The 17,916-nt window shown below is 59.7% G+C and carries 13 protein-coding genes; 9 read left to right on the plus strand and 4 right to left on the minus strand.

Features of this window, described 5'->3' with window-relative positions:
* The first annotated feature begins 210 nt into the window (after window positions 1–210).
* The 3 genes from AO064_RS14925 to AO064_RS14935 all read left to right on the plus strand — a co-directional run bounded on the left by AO064_RS14925 (window position 211) and on the right by AO064_RS14935 (window position 2,407).
* Window positions 211–852, plus strand: a complete 642-nt coding sequence (locus tag AO064_RS14925; RefSeq protein WP_064053820.1) for a DUF1345 domain-containing protein — start codon at window positions 211–213, stop codon at window positions 850–852.
* Window positions 853–925: 73 nt separating this feature from the next.
* Window positions 926–1,780, plus strand: a complete 855-nt coding sequence (locus AO064_RS14930; RefSeq protein WP_064053821.1) for an AraC family transcriptional regulator — start codon at window positions 926–928, stop codon at window positions 1,778–1,780.
* 39 nt (window positions 1,781–1,819) lie between these two features.
* Window positions 1,820–2,407, plus strand: a complete 588-nt coding sequence (locus AO064_RS14935) for a LysE family translocator (protein ID WP_064053822.1) — start codon at window positions 1,820–1,822, stop codon at window positions 2,405–2,407.
* Between the two features lie 53 nt (window positions 2,408–2,460).
* Here AO064_RS14935 and AO064_RS14940 read toward each other — a convergent pair whose 3' ends face one another.
* The 3 genes from AO064_RS14940 to AO064_RS14950 all read right to left on the minus strand — a co-directional run bounded on the left by AO064_RS14940 (window position 2,461) and on the right by AO064_RS14950 (window position 9,131).
* The gene (locus AO064_RS14940) at window positions 2,461–4,716 is read right to left on the minus strand and encodes an autotransporter outer membrane beta-barrel domain-containing protein (protein ID WP_064053823.1); all 2,256 of its coding nucleotides are present in this window, start codon (window positions 4,714–4,716) and stop codon (window positions 2,461–2,463) included.
* A gap of 258 nt (window positions 4,717–4,974) precedes the next feature.
* Window positions 4,975–7,011: a hypothetical protein gene (locus AO064_RS14945; RefSeq protein ID WP_064053933.1), complete on the minus strand. Its 2,037-nt coding sequence runs from the start codon at window positions 7,009–7,011 to the stop codon at window positions 4,975–4,977.
* Window positions 7,012–7,142: 131 nt separating this feature from the next.
* The gene (locus AO064_RS14950; protein WP_064053824.1) at window positions 7,143–9,131 is read right to left on the minus strand and encodes a hypothetical protein; all 1,989 of its coding nucleotides are present in this window, start codon (window positions 9,129–9,131) and stop codon (window positions 7,143–7,145) included.
* 262 nt (window positions 9,132–9,393) lie between these two features.
* Here AO064_RS14950 and AO064_RS14955 point away from each other — a divergent pair, with 262 nt between their 5' ends.
* Genes AO064_RS14955 through AO064_RS14975 form a run of 5 tightly spaced genes read left to right on the plus strand, consistent with a single transcriptional unit; the run spans window position 9,394 to window position 14,490 of the window.
* Complete coding sequence (locus AO064_RS14955; RefSeq protein ID WP_064053825.1) at window positions 9,394–10,419, plus strand: LacI family DNA-binding transcriptional regulator; 1,026 nt, start codon at window positions 9,394–9,396, stop codon at window positions 10,417–10,419.
* Between the two features lie 42 nt (window positions 10,420–10,461).
* Window positions 10,462–11,244 carry a sugar phosphate isomerase/epimerase family protein gene (locus tag AO064_RS14960; protein WP_064053826.1) on the plus strand — a complete coding sequence of 261 codons (783 nt, stop codon included), beginning with the start codon at window positions 10,462–10,464 and terminating at the stop codon, window positions 11,242–11,244.
* Window positions 11,237–12,178: a sugar kinase gene (locus AO064_RS14965; protein WP_064053827.1), complete on the plus strand. Its 942-nt coding sequence runs from the start codon at window positions 11,237–11,239 to the stop codon at window positions 12,176–12,178. Before AO064_RS14960 ends, AO064_RS14965 begins: the two co-directional genes overlap by 8 nt.
* Window positions 12,179–12,223: 45 nt before the next feature.
* Window positions 12,224–13,516, plus strand: coding sequence for an MFS transporter (locus AO064_RS14970; protein ID WP_064053828.1), 1,293 nt, complete (start codon window positions 12,224–12,226; stop codon window positions 13,514–13,516).
* Entirely contained in the window at window positions 13,513–14,490 is a 978-nt protein-coding gene (locus tag AO064_RS14975; RefSeq protein ID WP_064053829.1) for an NAD(P)-dependent oxidoreductase, read from the plus strand. The genes AO064_RS14970 and AO064_RS14975 overlap by 4 nt, the downstream gene beginning before the upstream one ends.
* A gap of 129 nt (window positions 14,491–14,619) precedes the next feature.
* On the opposite strand, the gene AO064_RS14980 is transcribed toward AO064_RS14975, so the two are convergent.
* On the minus strand, window positions 14,620–16,245 hold the full coding sequence (locus AO064_RS14980; protein ID WP_064053830.1) for a methyl-accepting chemotaxis protein: 1,626 nt from the start codon (window positions 16,243–16,245) through the stop codon (window positions 14,620–14,622).
* 236 nt (window positions 16,246–16,481) lie between these two features.
* On the opposite strand from AO064_RS14980, the gene AO064_RS14985 reads away from it, so the two are divergent.
* Window positions 16,482–17,909: a nucleobase:cation symporter-2 family protein gene (locus tag AO064_RS14985; RefSeq protein WP_012723898.1), complete on the plus strand. Its 1,428-nt coding sequence runs from the start codon at window positions 16,482–16,484 to the stop codon at window positions 17,907–17,909.
* The last annotated feature ends 7 nt before the right edge of the window (window positions 17,910–17,916 follow it).

A 17,916-nucleotide genomic window follows, 5' to 3' on the forward strand; every position in this document is an offset into this window, starting at 1 on the left:
GGTCTGATCCAACAGCTTGGTCGTCTGCCAGGCCGCCACGGGAGCAAGCTCCCTCGCCACAGGTCCGACGCAATACCCAGAATTGTGTAGCAGTCACCTGATGAATCGACTGACACACCGCTATCGGGAGCAAACCCCCTCCCACAAGGGTTATGGGTTGTATTCGGGATCAGGTACAGTCTACTGACACCTCGTCAGCTGTGAGTCTCTATGCCCTTCCTGGCCCGCACCCACCCCCGCCTCTCCGCCGCCGCCGTGCTCGGCCTTGCCGTGGGCCTCCTGGCGCCGGCCGACACCCTCGTCAGCAAAATCCTCATCGGCTGGAACGCCGGGGTCTGGACTTATCTGGTGCTGATGCTGTGGCTGACCCGCCGCGCCAAGGCCGAGGACGTGAAGCGCATCGCCGAGGTCGAAGATGAAAACGCCGGGCTGGTGCTGTTCACGGTGTGCATCGCGGCCATTGCCAGCCTGGCGACCATCACCTTCGAACTGGTCGGCAGCAAAGACCTGGCCACCTCCGAACGCCTGCTGCACTACGGCTTTACCGGGCTGACGGTGATCGGTTCATGGCTGCTGATCGGGGTGATTTTCAGCGTGCATTACGCCCGCCTGTATTACACCTGGGGCGGCAAGGAGCCGGCGCTGCGCTTCGCCGAAGGGCTGCTGACCCCCAACTATTGGGACTTCCTGTACTTCTCCTTCACCATTAGCGTGGCGGTGCAGACCTCGGATATAGGCGTGGCCACCCGGGGCATGCGCAAGGTGGTGCTGGGGCAATCGTTGATCGGGTTTCTGTTCAACACGGCGATCCTGGGGTTCTCGATCAATATCGCCGCCGGGCTGTTCGGTTGATGCTGCACAAACCTTCTAGACGCCCACCCGGCGCTGGGCGCTAATAACCTCACGTATTCCGCTTCGGTGAGTGATGACCGCGCACAATTGGATCGACCTGTCCCAGGACGCCGACACCGGCATCGAGACCCTGCGCGCGCATTTCGAAGGCCATGCGTATGACCCGCATTGGCACGACAGCTACCTGATCGGCGTCACCGAACAAGGCGTGCAGCAATTCAATTGCCGCCGCACCCGCCATCACAGCGTGCCCGGCCAGGTGTTCCTGGTGGAACCCGGCGAACTGCATGACGGCGATGCGCCCACCGCTGGCGGCTTCACCTACCACATGCTCTACCTCGACCCACAATGGCTGGCGCGGGAAGTAAGCGCAGTGTTCGAAGAAGCACCGCAGGGCAGCCAGCTGAGTTTCACCAGCACCTTGACCAGCGACCCGCGCCTGGCGCTGGCCACCAGCCAGGCCTTCCGGACCCTGCACAGCGGCGAACTGCGCATCGTGCGCCAGCGCGCCATGGACCAATTGCTGGAACGCCTCACCGGCCAACTCTACTGGCGCACCCGCTACCGCGAAGACCCACGTCTGCCGCTGGTGGCGCACAAGGCCCGGGAATACCTGCATGCCCATCTGCAGGTTGACGTGGGCATGGACGAACTGGCCCTGGCCTGCGGCGTCGACCGCTTCCGCCTGAGTCGCGCGTTCAAGAGCGCGTTTGGCCTGCCGCCCCATGCGTATCTGGTGCAACTGCGCCTGGCCCGCGCCCGGCACTTGCTGGCCAGGGGTGAGCAACCGGCCGATGTCGCGATTGCATTGGGTTTTGCCGACCAAAGCCACCTCGGCCGCTGGTTCGTGCGCGCCTACGGCTTGACGCCTGCCGCGTACCGCAAGCGCTGCTCAAATCTTCCAGACAGGTCACACGCCGGCTTGTGAAGATCGACGCCATCGATTGATCTTCTGGAGTCTCCCGCCATGCTGCCGTTTATGTTGTTTGCCTTTGTTGCGTCAATTACCCCTGGGCCTACCAATATCCTGGTACTGAGCAACAGCGCGCGCTATGGCTTCAAAGCCGCCCTGCCGATCATTCTGGGAGCCTGCCTGGGTGCTGCCGGGATTGTGCTGTTGGTTGGCTCGGGTGTCGGCCACTCACTGGCGCATTTGCCCAGGGTTCAAACCGCCATGCAATGGACCGGCGTGGCCTGGTTGAGCTACCTCGCCTGGCAGATTTACCGCGCGCCGCCCCAGGCCTTGCAAGCGCATTCAACCCAAAGACAGCTGGGCATGACCGGTGCCGCCAGCCTGCAACTGATCAATCCCAAGGCCTGGATGATGGCGCTTGCGGTGGTCAGTGTATTTGCGGGTAACGGTGCCGAGCGCCAGAGCCAGGTGCTGAGCCTGTCCCTGGTGTTTTTCCTGATATCGCTGCCATGTCTCGGGGCCTGGGCTGTGCTGGGTGCGGGGTCGGGCAGGTTCCTGCGTTCGCCGCGTGCGATGCAACGTTTCAACCGGTGCATGGCCCTGCTTCTGCTGGGCTCGACCTGGCTGAGTGTGCGGGTCTGAACGCAAAAAAAGGGGGAAGCCGAAGCGTCCCCCCGCTCAAATGAACGAGTGCCTTAGAAGTCGTAACGTACGCCGAAGTTGACACCCCATGGCTGGTCAATCTTCTTGCCCTGGCTGGTTTCGACGTCAGCATGCAACTTGACGCTCTCCGATACCGACATCGCCAAACCGGCTGCCAGCTCAATACGCGAACCCGACAGGTCGTTGTTGAAGCTCTGGTCGTTGATGAACACTTTGTTGCTTTGATCGAACTCATGGGCCACGGCGGTACGCAAGTAAGGCTGCAACACACCGCCGCTTTCCAGCTGGATGTTCTTGCCGGCGGTCACGCCAAGCTTGCCCACCACGGAGCTGGAGCGGTCACCCTTGGCCTGCAGGCCGTTGGTCAATTCGTAGCTCTGCGCCTGGGTGATGGTCGCCGACAACTGCCCGTACGGTTCAACGAAGAAATCGTTGTCCAGCTTGATATGGCGACCGAACTCAGCCGAGGCGCCCACGGCATTTTGCGCGTAGTTGCCTTTGGCTTTCTTGCCGTCGCTCATGGTCACGTCGTTTTCAGTGTGCAAGCGGTTGAGCTTGGCCACACCGTCGAAGTACAGCCCGCTTTCGGCGTCGAGCCAGGTGGCATAACCGCCCATGTAGTAACTGTTGACCTCACCGGTGCTGCCACGGGTCAGGCTGAGGTCCGAGGTACTGGTACCGGCCATGACACCAGCGATCCATTGCCCGTCGCCGCTCGACAACGGCGCATCGGCACCGATGGTGAAACCCTTCTGGCGCTGCGTGTAGCCCGCACCGTTCTTGTTCGCCGCCACGTCGAACTTGTTGCCGTAGCTGCGCATCCACATCCCGTTGCCCGCGCCCTCACTGAAGCGCAATTCGCCCATACGCGTACGCAGGATGCTCATCTCGCCGTACAGCACGGTTGGCGCGCTGTTGAACAGGGCCAGCACCGAGTGGGCACTGGTGCTGGTGCCCTTACGGTTGGGATCGAGGAACCAATCGGTGCCATCCTTCTGCAAGCCGTAGGCGTAAGCCCCGACATCTACCGTACCGCTGGCCAGGCTGAACTGCGCATCACCACCTTCGGTGTGGACCACTTTGATCGGCTCGCCGTCGGCCAGGTTCGAACCGCTGGCGGCCAGCATCAGGCTATGGTTGCCTTCAGCCTTGCCGTCCACATTGAGGAAGTCGGTCTGATGGGTCAGAAAGTCAGTATTCATGATGAACGTGCCGTTGCCTTCCAGGCTCTTCACGTCCAACCGGTAGAACTCATCCGGCCCGCCGAAATGCACGGCGCCGCCGCCCATCTTCAGAGCCGTGACGTTACTGTCGCCCACCAGTACCCAGTGGGATGCATCGTTCACACTCAGCTCGGCGACGTTTTTCAACTGGCCGGTCAGCCAGGCGCCATTGTTGAGCTGAGCTTTGGCAGTGCTGCCCTCTTCGACCACGATGTCACCGAACAGCTCGCTGCGGTCGACATTCAGGTTGGCGGTAGAGCCGTCGGTCACCTCCAGGAGGTTGCCGTTGCTACCGAAAAGGCTTGAGCCGTTTCGAACCTGGATGTCGGCGTTGATGCCGTCGCGGGTGACAATCGCGGCACCGTCTTTGCTCTGAACACTGGAGTTGTCCAGCACAAGGCCGCTCTCCATGAAGCCGGAGCTGCCATCGATGCCCATTTGCACACCGTACTTACCCCCCACGATCTGGCTGTTGGTGGCATTGGCCTGACCGCTGTACAGCGCCAGCCCCAAACCAGCGGCCCCTGTTGCTTCTACCTTTGAATCGATCAAGTCCAGCACGCTATAAGCGGTGACAGCAGCGCCACGTTGACTGCCAGTGATCGTGCTGCCCAAGACTTTGACAGTGGAACCTGCTGTGCTGCTGTCATTTCGACCCGCCACCAGACCGGTACCACTGTTGTGGACAATATTACTGTTGGTGATCAACACGTTGCTGTCCAGAGCACGCAGCGCAGTAGACGACGTGCTTCGAGCGATGATCTCGCTACCGTCGATACGGATATCGGAATAGTACGCCGTGATGTCCTGAGTAGAACTGCCCGGCTCAACCACCAGGGTGGCGGACTCAGCACGAATTTCCTTGGTGGTTGCACCTTTGACGGTGAGCCCGGAGCCGGGCTGTAACTCAAACCGGTCCGGGGTAAAGCCTGGCACCACGAAATCATCAGGTTTGGTGACAGGACGCGCATCAGCAGCTTGCGCCACCAGCATGAGCAACGTGACAGCGTTGACCTTCAACGCAAGACTTAAAGGAGATGGTTTGAAATTGAATACAGACGACATTTGACGTACCTCTGGGTGGCGTTCCTTTACGGAAAAATCTGACCGGTTCCAAAGTGCGTAGGAGCCTGTCAATCGAGGGGTGCCAAGGTATCCAGAGTGATTACCGTCATATGTAGGAAGAATCCTAAGTAGCCGAAGTAAAGACTGGCATCTATGCTCCAAACATTTGCCCTGCCTCAGGCAAAGTGATGCATTTTTTAGACAAAAAAATGCCCAAGAGCGGGGTCACCGCTCTTGGGCATCAGCCCTCAGACGCAACTATGGGCCGGGTACGGCAGCTCCATCACAGAAGGTTCCGTTAGAACCTGCTGAACCCGTTCTGTGGCCACGTACAAGGTGGGTCGCGTCATTTGAAGACAAAGGACCACCGGCCAGCGGAATGCTGTAGTGAAGTTTTGCCGAACCGGCAAGTCTCGTTGAAAACGTCGGCTGAATGGTTTTAAAGATCGTTGCGTAGGGCCCAAGATCTACGGTGAATCCCTGATTGATTTCAGACTGTGTCTGAATGGTCTTGGTAACCGTACCGACGGCAGCGGCTACTGGAAGAGTAGCCGCATCATCACTATAACCCTGCCAATCCAGCGTCACTACCATGCCTATCGCAAACTGAGTGCTCGGCGGAATATTTACCAGAAGATTAACCGGCGCAGTGCCTGACGGTAGGAAGCTGTTGCAATTGATGACACCAACCGGTGTGGTTCTTTGAACAACGGGTGCATCCAACTGCACAAAGTTCGCCGTTACATCCACTGTTGTAGGGTCTGCTTGTTGAATATTAGTAGTGCCTGCCGACCCGATGGTGTACCACGCCAGTTTGGTACCGTTTTTACCCGCAACGATGGCAGCCCATGGAATGTCCAGATCAATTATTTGATTGGCTGCACCATTGGTTACGAGCCTCTCAGGCGGAACAAACAGCCCGTCATAAAAGAGTCTGATCGTAAAAGGAAAGGCGTCGGGTGTAGGTGGTTTGTCCCAAAGCGTAATACGCGCAATCGCATCACGGGGGGCATGTTCGGGTCTCAACTCATTGTCAGGCCCCTCACCGCCCAATAGTAATCTCCCTTTAACAAGCACTCTGTTCAAGTCTGGGTTGATCAGACCCGGTCCGGTTGGATCAGGTCCTACCACATAAAGATCCAGGTCGGTCACAGCCGTCAGCACTGAAGGGTAATTGACCGAACGACGCTTGACCGCATAAGAAACCGTCAGCGCAAGCAAGCCTTTCGTGGCGCCGTAGAGGGCTACCAACGTTGCATAATCAACCGGAACAGGTATCGGGAATGTCGCACTCGATACGGGAAAGTCAGGCAAGGTTCGCGAGCCGATACTGGTCGTGAGCGTGACACTGAGCATATCGTCTGAGCGCAGCACGTTGTCGTATTGAGGGATGCGTGCGACCAACCCATTGAGTGCCGCCACATCCGCCCGGTTGGTCAACCCATCACCGGGAACGGCCAAATCGATGGTGGGCGCTTTAAGGTTGGACGGATTGGGAAACAGGCTCACATCGAAGTTGAAGGCGCCGGACTGCCGCGATTGATTACCCGATGCATCGACGATGACATAGCGCAAACTCTTCAGCCCGTCAGGATGGCCTTGGACAACCGACAACGGCAGAGGAAAGGAACGGTCTGCGGGAATGGGCCAAAAGGGATCCGGATTACCAACGACGGGTAGGTAGGCTTCATCCGAGTTGGCATAATAGAACAGTGCCCGATCGCCTGGGGCTTGGCCTTGGTTCGCATAGGGGGGAATGGTGAATATGGCCGATTCGTTGGGCTTGCCTTGGAAGTAATCAGAACCGACGGAGTCAGGCAGGTCAGCGGGAGGAATGGGGGCAGGGATGGTGCCGACGAAATCCTCGTAGGGTGCGTCGAGATCGACAATCAACAACTGAAAGTCAGACAGCCCACCGTTGCCAACTAGAGATTCAACTTCGTATTCAATCCTGTGAATACCTGGACCACGACGTGCACGCGCAATATTCACGGGATGCCCTGTTGCCGGAACTGAAAACACAAACTCTTGGCTGAAAGGCTCTTCGGGCTTATTTTCATCATTAGCCCACAACCAGACCTTTACGTTGTCAGGTTTAAGGGGATCGGTACTGGCGTCTCCCCATGGGGGAATGGTAAATTCCAACGTCTCTTTCAGCGCAGCTGCTCGTGTAATCAAGCCAGGAAAACCAGGCACCTGCCCCTCTAGCGTGCCATCGTCCAGTGCCAATGTTCCAGGGTTGGCCAGACGCGAATTTTTGAAGTTCTGAATGGCATCCAAAGTCTTTTTGTTCATGTTTTTCTCCAACTTCTTCACGTGGGTCGTTAATTTCAGGGTGCACACAAGCGTGCGAAGTAACATCGCAAAAACCGCTTTTTCAATGATTTAAACCTAGTTACTACATCTGTTCAGCCAACGCTGAATACTTACTTACGCGAAACGAGTGTTGCCTCACCTTCATTCGAACACGTAATAACATCACCCGCCTTGCAGTAACCTCCTACCGGGTAGTTCAGATCAACTCGAATATATTTACTCAGCGATTCACCTATGAGCACACCACCACGCCTGACCTGATACCAGGCTCGCGCCGAGCCGTAGTTTCGCATCGGCACAATTTTATCTTCATAGGGCTTGACCGTGACATTCAACCCATTTGCCAGATCATTGTAATTATTGAAGCTTTGACTTTCAGCGTATCTCGAACTTTCAATAACCGGTGGTGCCCAGTTATTACTTGAATAACCTTCCCAGAAGAACCTTACAACATCATTAAGCTCAAATTGATGACCGGGTCCTATAGACCACTCAACACCATAAAACACCTCAGGCTTAGAGCAACAGCTCAAATAAGCAGCCGCCCCTACCAATGTATGTTTCAGCACAGGCGCTGGGAAAGAAATCAGCGTACCTGTATTAACATTCACAAACGTGTTATCCGATTGCTGATCATTCACCCCATTACTGGTGGTGTAATACACCGGTAATGCCGGATTGATGACCCCCTCCATCACGGCCCAGGGAATCACAGTGGAAAACACCAACTGCCCTTCCACATCGCCTGGCTGGACGGTGTAGGTCGCAACCGGCCCAACGCCGTTCCAGAAGAACCGCAGGAGCTGGCCCGTCAGCGGGTTTTCGTAAAGCCGCACGCGGGCGCGGGCCCCTGCCGGATTGTCATCATGGTTGACGACGTTCGGGGTGTTTGAAACAAGCCCCCTCACCTCCGCCACCGGCAGATCCAGATTGAGCAATGCCGGCGCATTGGCGTGGTCCTGCCCGGCGATGGTCAGATTGACATTGACAGGTATTGCGAAGGACGGGAAAGGCGGCAGGCTGCCGCGGATAATCTCGTAGCGCACTGGCACGGTTTCCGCCGCCAACGGGTCGGTCAACGGCCCACGTAGCACCGCCCAATCAATCGGCACGTCAGTGGGGAAGCCAAAGACTTCCTGGGTCGGCGTGGCACGGCCCTTCCAGTACACGCGAACCTGATCCCCTGGCGCCCAGTCGCTGTAGCTATTAACCCTGACAAAGATGCCGGCCCTGGCATCTTCACGATTGATTAATGAATCAAAGTAACGTTCAGGCGGGAAGATTTCTGGTAAAGGTCGTGGCCCCGGCAATGGGATCAGCGCCAGCTGGAATGGCAAACCGGCACTGAGGTCACTGAAGTTGCCGGCCCTGTCAAAAATCCGATGAAAAATATAAGCAGGGCCATTGGACAGCGCGCGAAACTTATCTGCCGACAGATAGGCGATCAACGGGTCGCTACTCGACGCCAACTCATAAGTTCCATCCTCACCGGCAACCGGCGGGTTGGGCAAGTTGGACAGGTAAAAATGAATGACATCGCCGTCATTTCGGCCCGTATAAGGCGGAACGTGAAACGCGACCGGGTCGTTGTTCTGCAGATAGGCCTCACCCACTGCTGGTGAGGGAGGAACCACAAACTCAAGGTGATCCGCAGGGTTCAATAACTGCGGCTCATCCATGTCGACAGTCAGTGTTCTCTTAGGGTCCAGTACGGTGATCCCACCGAATGAATCCGTGACGGAGTAATACAATTCAACAGGACCCGATTGGGCTCGCAGTACGACCAATGGAATAAACATCACATGTTCAAGTGGCAGCGCGGGTGGCGGCGCGTTGACCGTCTTCGAATCCTGGTAAACCACGCTGCCCCCCCTGGCCCAATAAATGGTCAGGATATGAGGGGTATCCAGCGGTTCAGGCGGCGGTCCCCACTGGGGAATCCGAACGTCCAGTGGCGCGAGCATCCGCGCGGCCGGTATCAACCCGGTGGGGTCCAAGGGGTCGACGCCTGGAATGTCCATCGGATCGAGTGCCAGCACGCCGTTGGGGTTCGGTGTGTAAGCCCCAGCGCTGATGCCTGTATCGGAATTGGCCGGCATGACAACGTCCTCAACATTGCTACGAAAAAAGAACCAGCAATCGAGAAAAGGCTGGTCAACGGTTGAGGAAATTAAATACTCAATCACTTGCGCCCGATACTGTCAGAACTCACAGGTAGCATCGGCCGCTGGTCGGATTTCAATCGATGAGGCGGGAGACGTTCACGGTTTTTTCTTGACGACTTATTTCGTATGGTGTTTCCTGAAACCGGTTTCAGGCTGCTCCAGCATTCGTCTATTCCAATAAGAAAGGCCCGCCCTCGTGACCACTTTTTCCGCTGCCCAACGCAGCCGCGTGACCATGCTTGACGTCGCCGAACGCGCCGGTGTTTCCAAGGCCAGCGTGTCACGCTTTATCGGCGACGACCGCGCCCTGCTCTCGGATGCCATTGCCCTGCGCATCGAGCAGGCCATCGAACAACTCGGCTACCGCCCCAACCAGATGGCCCGTGGCCTCAAACGTGGGCGCACCCGCCTGATCGGCATGCTGGTGGCCGATATCCGCAACCCCTATTCCATTGCCGTGATGCACGGTGTCGAAACCGCTTGCCGTCAGCACGGCTACAGCCTGGTGGTGTGCAACACCGACCGTGATGACGAGCAGGAGCGCCAGCACCTGGCGGCACTGCGTTCGTACAACATCGAAGGGTTGATCGTAAACACCCTCGGTCATCACCTCGACCAATTGCTGGAACTGCAACGCGAGATGCCCCTGGTGCTGGTGGACCGCAAGGTCGAGCCGCTGCACAGCGACTTGGTGGGTCTGGATAACCCGGCGGCGGTGCGCATGGCCGTGGAGCACCTGGAGCAACAGGGTTATCGCGATGTGTTACTGGTGAGCGAAGCCACCGATGGCACCAGCTCGCGGCTGGAGCGTGTGGAAAGTTTCAAGGCCGAGATTGCCCGCCGTCCGACATTGACCGGTGCGGTGCTGGAACTGGGTGGCGAACTGGAAAATCGTCTGGAGACCTTCCTCGCGAACGCCGGCCCCAAAGCCTTGTTCTGCGCCAACGGCGTGGCGGCGCTGGCCTGCACCCGAGCGCTCAAGCACCTGGGCTGCAACCTGTTCGAGGACGTCGGCCTGATCGCCCTGGATGACCTTGATTGGTACCCGTTGGTAGGCAATGGCATCACCGCCCTCGCCCAGCCGACCGAGGCCATCGGCGCCACCGCGTTCGACTGTTTGCTCAAGCGCTTGCGCGGTGACACTGAGCCGACCCGCACCTTGGATTTCTTGCCACGACTCATCATCCGAGGCTCAACCCAACCCCCGGCTCCCATCTGTTGATTTTTCGCACAAAAATGAAACCGGTTTCAGAGGTAAACAACAATGCATAAGTACCCCGTCTCCATCAGCCTTTCCAGCTACGGCGCCGACCTTGTCCGCCAGCAGGGCCAATTGAGTTTTGTCGCGCTGCTGACGGCCGCAGGCGCCCAACGTATCGAATGGCGTGAAGAATTGCTGAGCGTCGAACACCCCCACGAACTGGCCCAGGCCGCTGCCGAGCAGGGTCTGGAGTCGGTGTTCTCATCGCCCCTGGAACTGTGGGTCGCCGGCCGCGCCCAACCGAATGCCGAGCTCGCGGCCACCCTGGATCGGGCGCAGGCGTTCGGCTCGCGCTGGTTGAAAGTCTCCCTCGGTTACTTCACCGACACCAATGACCTGGAAAGCCTGCACGCCCTGCTCAACCGCCACCCGGTCCGACTGTTGGTGGAGAACGACCAGACCTTGCACGGCGGCCGGATCGAGCCGATGCAGCGTTTCTTCACCGAAGTGGAGCGCCTCGGTTTGCCGGTCAAGATGACCTTCGATATCGGCAACTGGCAGTGGCAGGACCAGTCCGCGCTCACCGCCGCGCGCCTGCTGGGACGGCATGTGGATTACCTGCACTGCAAGGCCGTGGCGCGCCGCGCCGACGGCAAGCTGGTGGCCCTGCCGCCTGGCGCCACCGACCTGCATCTGTGGGAACAACTGCTCAAACACATGACTCAAGGTATTACCCGGGCGGTGGAATTTCCGTTGCAGGGCGATGACCTGGTCGCGGTCACCGCGCAGCAAGTTGCCGCCCTCGCCCTGCTGGGCCAACCTCGTGCGGAGAATGCGCATGTCTGAGATCGATATCCTCTCGTTCGGTGAAACCATGGCGATGTTCGTCGCCGAGCACACCGGCGACCTCGCCCAGGTCGGGCAGTTTCACAAACGCATTGCCGGGGCCGACAGCAACGTCGCCATCGGCCTGTCACGCCTGGGCTTCAACGTGGCCTGGCTGAGCCGGGTGGGCAATGACTCCCTCGGGCGTTTTGTGGTCGACACCCTGAGCAAGGAAGGCCTGGATTGCCGGCATGTGGCGGTCGACCCGTTGCACCCCACCGGCTTTCAGCTCAAATCCCGCGAAGACGCCGGAGACGATCCCCAGGTGGAGTATTTCCGCAAGGGTTCGGCGGCCAGCCACTTGTCCGTTGCCGCGATCAGTCCAGCCTTGCTGAAAGCCCGCCACCTGCACGCCACGGGCATTCCGCCGGCGTTGTCCGAGGCGACACGCGAATTGTCCGTCGAGCTCATGACGCAGATGCGCAAGGCCGGGCACAGCGTGTCATTCGACCCCAACCTGCGGCCATCGCTGTGGGCCAACCAACAGACGATGATCCGCGAAATCAACGCCCTCGCCGGCCTGGCCGACTGGGTCCTGCCGGGGCTGAGCGAAGGCCGTTTGCTCACCGGTCTCGATGACCCGGCCGACATCGCCGCGTTCTACCTCGACCAGGGCGCCGAAGCCGTGGCGATCAAGCTCGGCCCGGACGGCGCCTACTACCGCACCCAGATGGACCAAGGCTTTGTCGCCGCCGTACGCGTGGAAAACGTGGTGGACACGGTCGGCGCCGGCGACGGTTTTGCCGTGGGCATGATCAGCGCCCTGCTGGAAAACCTCAGCTTCCGCGAGGCGGTACAGCGCGGCAACTGGATCGGCAGCCGCGCCGTGCAGAGCCGCGGCGACATGGAAGGCCTGCCCAAGCGTTCAGAGTTACCCAGTCGATCCGTTGCATAACTCACACCCTGTTGCCACAACTACAACAAGCTCAGGAGCAACCCCATGGACACCGTGAAACTCGCCACCCGCCGTTGGTGGTACATCATGCCCATCGTTTTTATCACCTACAGCTTGGCGTACCTGGACCGCGCCAACTACGGCTTCGCCGCCGCCTCCGGGATGGCCGAAGACCTGATGATCACCCCCGGCATGTCGTCATTGCTGGGGGCGCTGTTCTTCCTCGGTTACTTTTTCTTCCAGGTGCCGGGGGCGATCTACGCGCAAAAGCGCAGCGTGAAAAAGCTGATTTTCGTCAGCCTGATCCTCTGGGGCGGCCTGGCCACCCTGACCGGTGTGGTCTCCAACGCCTACATGCTGATCGTGATTCGCTTCATGCTCGGCGTGGTCGAAGCCGCGGTGATGCCGGCGATGCTGGTGTACCTGTGCCACTGGTTCACGCGTGCCGAACGTTCGCGCGCCAATACCTTCCTGATCCTCGGCAACCCGGTGACCATGCTGTGGATGTCGGTGGTCTCGGGCTACCTGGTGCAGCATTTCAGCTGGCGCTGGATGTTCATCATCGAAGGCCTGCCGGCGGTGCTGTGGGCGTTTATCTGGTGGAAGCTGGCCGATGAGCGTCCAAAGGATGCCAAGTGGCTCAGTGACAGCGAAAAGCACAACCTGGAAACCGCCCTGGCCGCCGAACAGGTGGGCATCAAGGCGGTCAAGAACTACGCCGAAGCCTTCCGCTCGCCCAAGGTCATCATCCTGGCGCTGCAGTTCTTTTGCTGGAGCATCGGCGTGTATGGCTTTGTGCTGTGGCTGCCGTCGATCCTCAAGGCCGGCTTGCAGATGGACATGGTCGAGGCCGGCTGGCTGTCGGCGCTGCCTTACCTGGCGGCGGTGATCGGCATGCTGCTGGTGTCGTGGGGCTCGGACAAGCTGCAAAAACGCAAACGCTTTGTGTGGCCGCCGCTGCTGATCGCCTCCATCGCGTTCTATGCCTCTTACGCGCTCGGCGCCGAACACTTCTGGTGGTCCTACACCTTGCTGGTGATTGCCGGCGCGTGCATGTACGCGCCTTACGGGCCTTTTTTCGCGATTGTGCCGGAGATCCTGCCGGCCAACGTCGCCGGCGGCGCCATGGCGCTGATCAACAGCATGGGCGCCCTCGGGTCGTTCGGCGGTTCGTACCTGGTGGGTTACCTCAATAGCAGCACCGGCTCGCCCGGCGCTTCGTACCTGCTGATGAGCGGCGCGTTGATGCTGTCGGTGGTGCTGACGATTTTTCTCAAGCCCGGCGCCAGTGACCGCACGCCGGAGCCAAACCTGGAATTGAAGGTAAAGACCGCATGAAAAAGTCTGTCGTGTTGTACAAAAAACTCTCCGCGCCGCTGATGGCCCGCCTGCATGAACAGGCCGAGGTCACGCTGATCGAAGCGCTGGACGACACCGGCCTGGCCAAACTGCGCGATGCCCTGCCCACGGCCCAGGGCCTGCTGGGTGCCAGCCTGCGCCTGGATGCCAAATTGCTGGACCTTGCGCCCAAACTGGAGGCCGTGGCCAGCGTATCCGTGGGGGTCGACAACTACGATATCGATTACCTGACAGCGCGCGGCATCCTGCTCAGCAACACCCCGGACGTGCTCACCGAAACCACCGCCGACACCGGCTTTGCCTTGATCCTGGCCACTGCCCGCCGCGTGGTCGAACTGGCCGATATGGTGCGCGCCGGCCAGTGGAGCAAGAACATCGGCCCGGCGCATTTCGGCAGCGACGTGCACGGCAAGACCCTGGGCATCATCGGCATGGGCCGCATCGGCGAAGCCCTGGCCCAACGCGGGCATTTCGGATTTGGCATGCCGGTGATTTACCACAGCCATTCGCCCAAACCGGCGGTGGAGGCGCGTTTTGGCGCGCAGTACCGCAGCTTGAACGACGTGCTGCAACAGGCCGATTTTGTCTGCCTGACGCTGCCGCTCACCGCGCAGACCGAGAAGCTGATTGGCGCCGATGAGTTCGCGCGGATGGGCCCGGAAACGATCTTTATCAATATCTCGCGGGGCAAGGTGGTGGATGAAGCTGCGCTGGTGGAAGCGTTGCAACAGCGCACGATCCGGGCGGCGGGGTTGGATGTGTTTGAGAAGGAACCACTGGATCACGATTCGCCGTTGTTGCGCTTGAACAATGTGGTGGCCACGCCGCATATCGGCTCGGCCACCCATGAGACGCGCGAAGCGATGGCCACGTGTGCGGTGGATAATCTGTTGCAGGCGTTGGCCGGGGAAAAACCGAAGAACCTGGTCAATCCAGGGGCCTGGGAGCAGTAGCGCTGACACAACACAGAGCAAATGTGGGAGGGGGCTTGCCCCCGATGGCGGTGTATCAGTCAACCAATGTCTAGCTGACACATTGCAATCGGGGGCAAGCCCCCTCCCACATTTTGACCCTATTTCGGGTCAGATAACGAACCTGGCCACCATCGCATTCAAATCCACCGCCAGCCGCGACAGCTCATGGCTGGCCGCGCTGGTCTGGTTGGCACCCGCCGCCGACTGGGTCGCCAGGTCGCGGATGTTCACCAGGTTGCGGTCAACTTCACGGGAAACCTGCGCCTGTTCTTCCGACGCGCTGGCAATCACCAGGTTGCGTTCGTTGATCAGGCTGATGGACTGCGTGATCTGCTCCAAGGCGACGCCGGCGGCGCGGGCCATTTCCAGGGTGCCCTGGGTGCGCTGGTTGCTCTGCTGCATGGACTGCACGGCTTCACCGGTGCCGTTCTGGATACCGGCGACCATTTTCTCGATCTCCTGGGTCGACTGCGCGGTGCGATGGGCCAGGGCCCGCACTTCGTCGGCGACCACCGCAAACCCGCGCCCGGCTTCACCGGCACGTGCCGCTTCAATGGCGGCGTTGAGCGCGAGCAGGTTGGTTTGCTCGGCAATCGCGCGGATCACGTCCAGCACTTTGCCGATGTCACGGCCTTGGGTGGCCAGGCCTTCGATCATCGCCGCCGTGTTCTGCACGTCCAGGGTCATGGTCTGGATCGCGCCAACGGTTTCCATCACGCGGTCGCGGCCTTCGCGCGCAGCTTGGTTGGACTGCCCGGAGGCTTCGGAAGTCGACACCGCATTGCGTGCCACCTCCTCCACGGCCGCCGTCATTTCGTTGACCGCCGTGGCCGCCTGGTCGATTTCATTGTTCTGTTGCTGCAAGCCTTTGGAGGCCTCTTCGGTGACCGCGCTCAGCTCTTCAGCCGCAGACGCCAGCTGGGTGGCCGATCCGGCGATGTGCTGGATGGTCTGGCGCAAGTTGGCTTGCATGGTGGACAAGGCACTGAGCAACCGCGCCGGTTCGTCCTTGCCGTCGTCTTCGATGGTTTTGCTCAGGTTGCCACCGGCGATGGTTTCGGCCACTTCCACGGCTTTGCGCAGTGGGGTGACGATGCTGCGGGTGAGCAACCAGGCCAGCAACACGGTGAGCAATGCGGCGGCCACCGAGACCACGATGACGCCGGTGATGGCGCCCTGGTAACTCTGCCCGGCTTCAGCGTCGGCTTGCTTGGCATCCGCCGCATTGAGGGCGATCAGTTTGTTCAACTGCTCGCCCATCTGGTCGGTGCCGTCCTTGATCCGTGTATTGATCAAGGCGCGCATTTCATCCACCTTGCCTTGCTTGGACAGCACCAGCATATCGGCCTGGGCCTTGAGGTAGTTGTCCAGGGTGGTGACAAACGTCTTGTACAACGCCACCTCCTCCGTCCCCATAGGCAACGCCGCATAGCCGGCCTGGGCGGTTTTCACCTTGTCCGCCAGCACGCCGATGCGGGTTTCGGCTTCCTGCAGGCCGGCGGGTTCGCGGTTGACCAGTACACGGAACGACAGGATGCGCAGGCGCAATACGTTTTCCGTGATGTTGCCGAGGAAGGTCACGCTAGGCAGTTGCGTGGCGCTCATGTCCACCGAGGACTGACGGATCTGCGTCATGCGGTTGACCGCAAACACCCCCAGTAAAATCACTAATAACGCAATGAAGGCGAAACCGAGAAACGCTCGAGGGGCGATATTCAGCTGACGGAGGGACATAGGCGGGGTGCTCTCAGAAATTGTGTTTGCGAGCGTCCCTGCCGCGAAACGATCCGTCAGCGTCAACGCGCTGCCCAGACCTTGGTCACCACTGTTGTCATTGGTATGTGGGCCTATAAGCGTTATCGGCCGGGCCTTGGATTTTGCGCAGGGGGTTTATAAATATTTATTTACACTTCTGAGCATAGGCAGTTTCTGGCATCCTGCGCCTCCCTTTTCTGACCCGAGCCCGCATTTTGTCTGACGCTCAAGCCCCCCGCCCGCGCTATAAATCCGACTTGATCTACGGCCTGGAAGACCGCCCGCACTTCACCGCGGCGGTTTTTGCCGCGTTGCAGCACGTGCTGGCCAGTTTTGTCGGCATCATCACCCCCACGCTGATCGTCGGTGGCGTACTCGGCCTGGAAAGCGAAGTGCCGTACCTGGTGAGCATGGCGCTGTTTGTGTCGGGGCTCGGCACCTTCGTGCAGGCGCGCACGTTCGGTCCGATCGGCTCCGGGTTGCTGTGCCTGCAGGGCACCAGTTTTTCCTTTATCAGTGTGATTCTCAGCGCGGGCTTCATGGTCAAGGCCCGCGGCGGCGGCACCGATGAGATCCTCTCGACGATTTTCGGCATCTGCTTTTTCGCCGCCTTTATCGAAGTGGCGCTCAGCCAGTTCATCGGCAAGCTGCGCAAGCTGATCACCCCGGTGGTCACCGGCACCATCATTACCTTGATGGGCTTGTCGTTGATCAAGGTGGCGGTCACCGACATGGCCGGCGGCTTTGGCGCCAGCGACCTCGGCGCTGCGAGCAATATGGGGCTGGCGGCGCTGGTGCTGCTGACGATCGTGGTGCTCAACCGCTTCAACAACCCGTTCCTGCGCCTGGGTTCAATCGTGATTGGCCTGACGTTGGGTTTCGTCGTGGCCTGGCTGCTGGGCCGTGTGGACATGGCGGCGTTGCCGCAGGTGCCATTGATCAGCGTGCCGGTGCCGTTCAAGTACGGTTTCTCGTTCGACTGGGTGGCGTTTATCCCGGTGGCGGTGATTTTCCTGATCTCGCCCCTGGAAGCGGCCGGTGACCTGACCGCCAACTCGATGATTTCGCAGCAGCCGGTCAAGGGCCCGCTGTACATCAAGCGCATCAAGTCCGGCCTGCTGGCCGACGGCCTCAACTCGGCGATGGCCGCCACCTTCAACAGCCTGCCGATGGTGACCTTCGCCCAGAACAACGGCGTGATCCAGTTGACCGGCGTGGCCAGCCGCTACGTGGCGTACTTTATCGCCGGCCTGCTGGTGCTGCTGGGCCTGTTCCCGATGATCGGGGCGGTGTTGCAACTGATGCCCAAGCCGGTGCTGGGCGGCGCCACGTTGATCATGTTCGGCACCGTGGCCGTGGCCGGGATCAAGATCCTCGCCGAAGCCGGGCTGCACCGGCGCAATGTGCTGATCGTGGCGATCTCCCTCGGCATGGGCCTGGGTGTCGCCGCCGTGCCGGAAGTGCTGCGCGAGCTGCCCAAGGCGCTGCATAACATCTTTGAATCGCCGATCACCGTGGGCGCGTTCTGTGCAATCCTGCTGAACATTTTCCTGCCGGAAGAGTTCATAGAGCTGGAAGAAGATGAATTTGATCCGGAGTCCTCTACCCTCAAAGTCATGCAGGACCCGGACGTCACGAAATAGGAGCACT

Origin of the sequence: Pseudomonas marginalis (assembly GCF_001645105.1) — a bacterium.
Classification (GTDB): Bacteria; Pseudomonadota; Gammaproteobacteria; order Pseudomonadales; family Pseudomonadaceae; genus Aquipseudomonas; species Aquipseudomonas petroselini.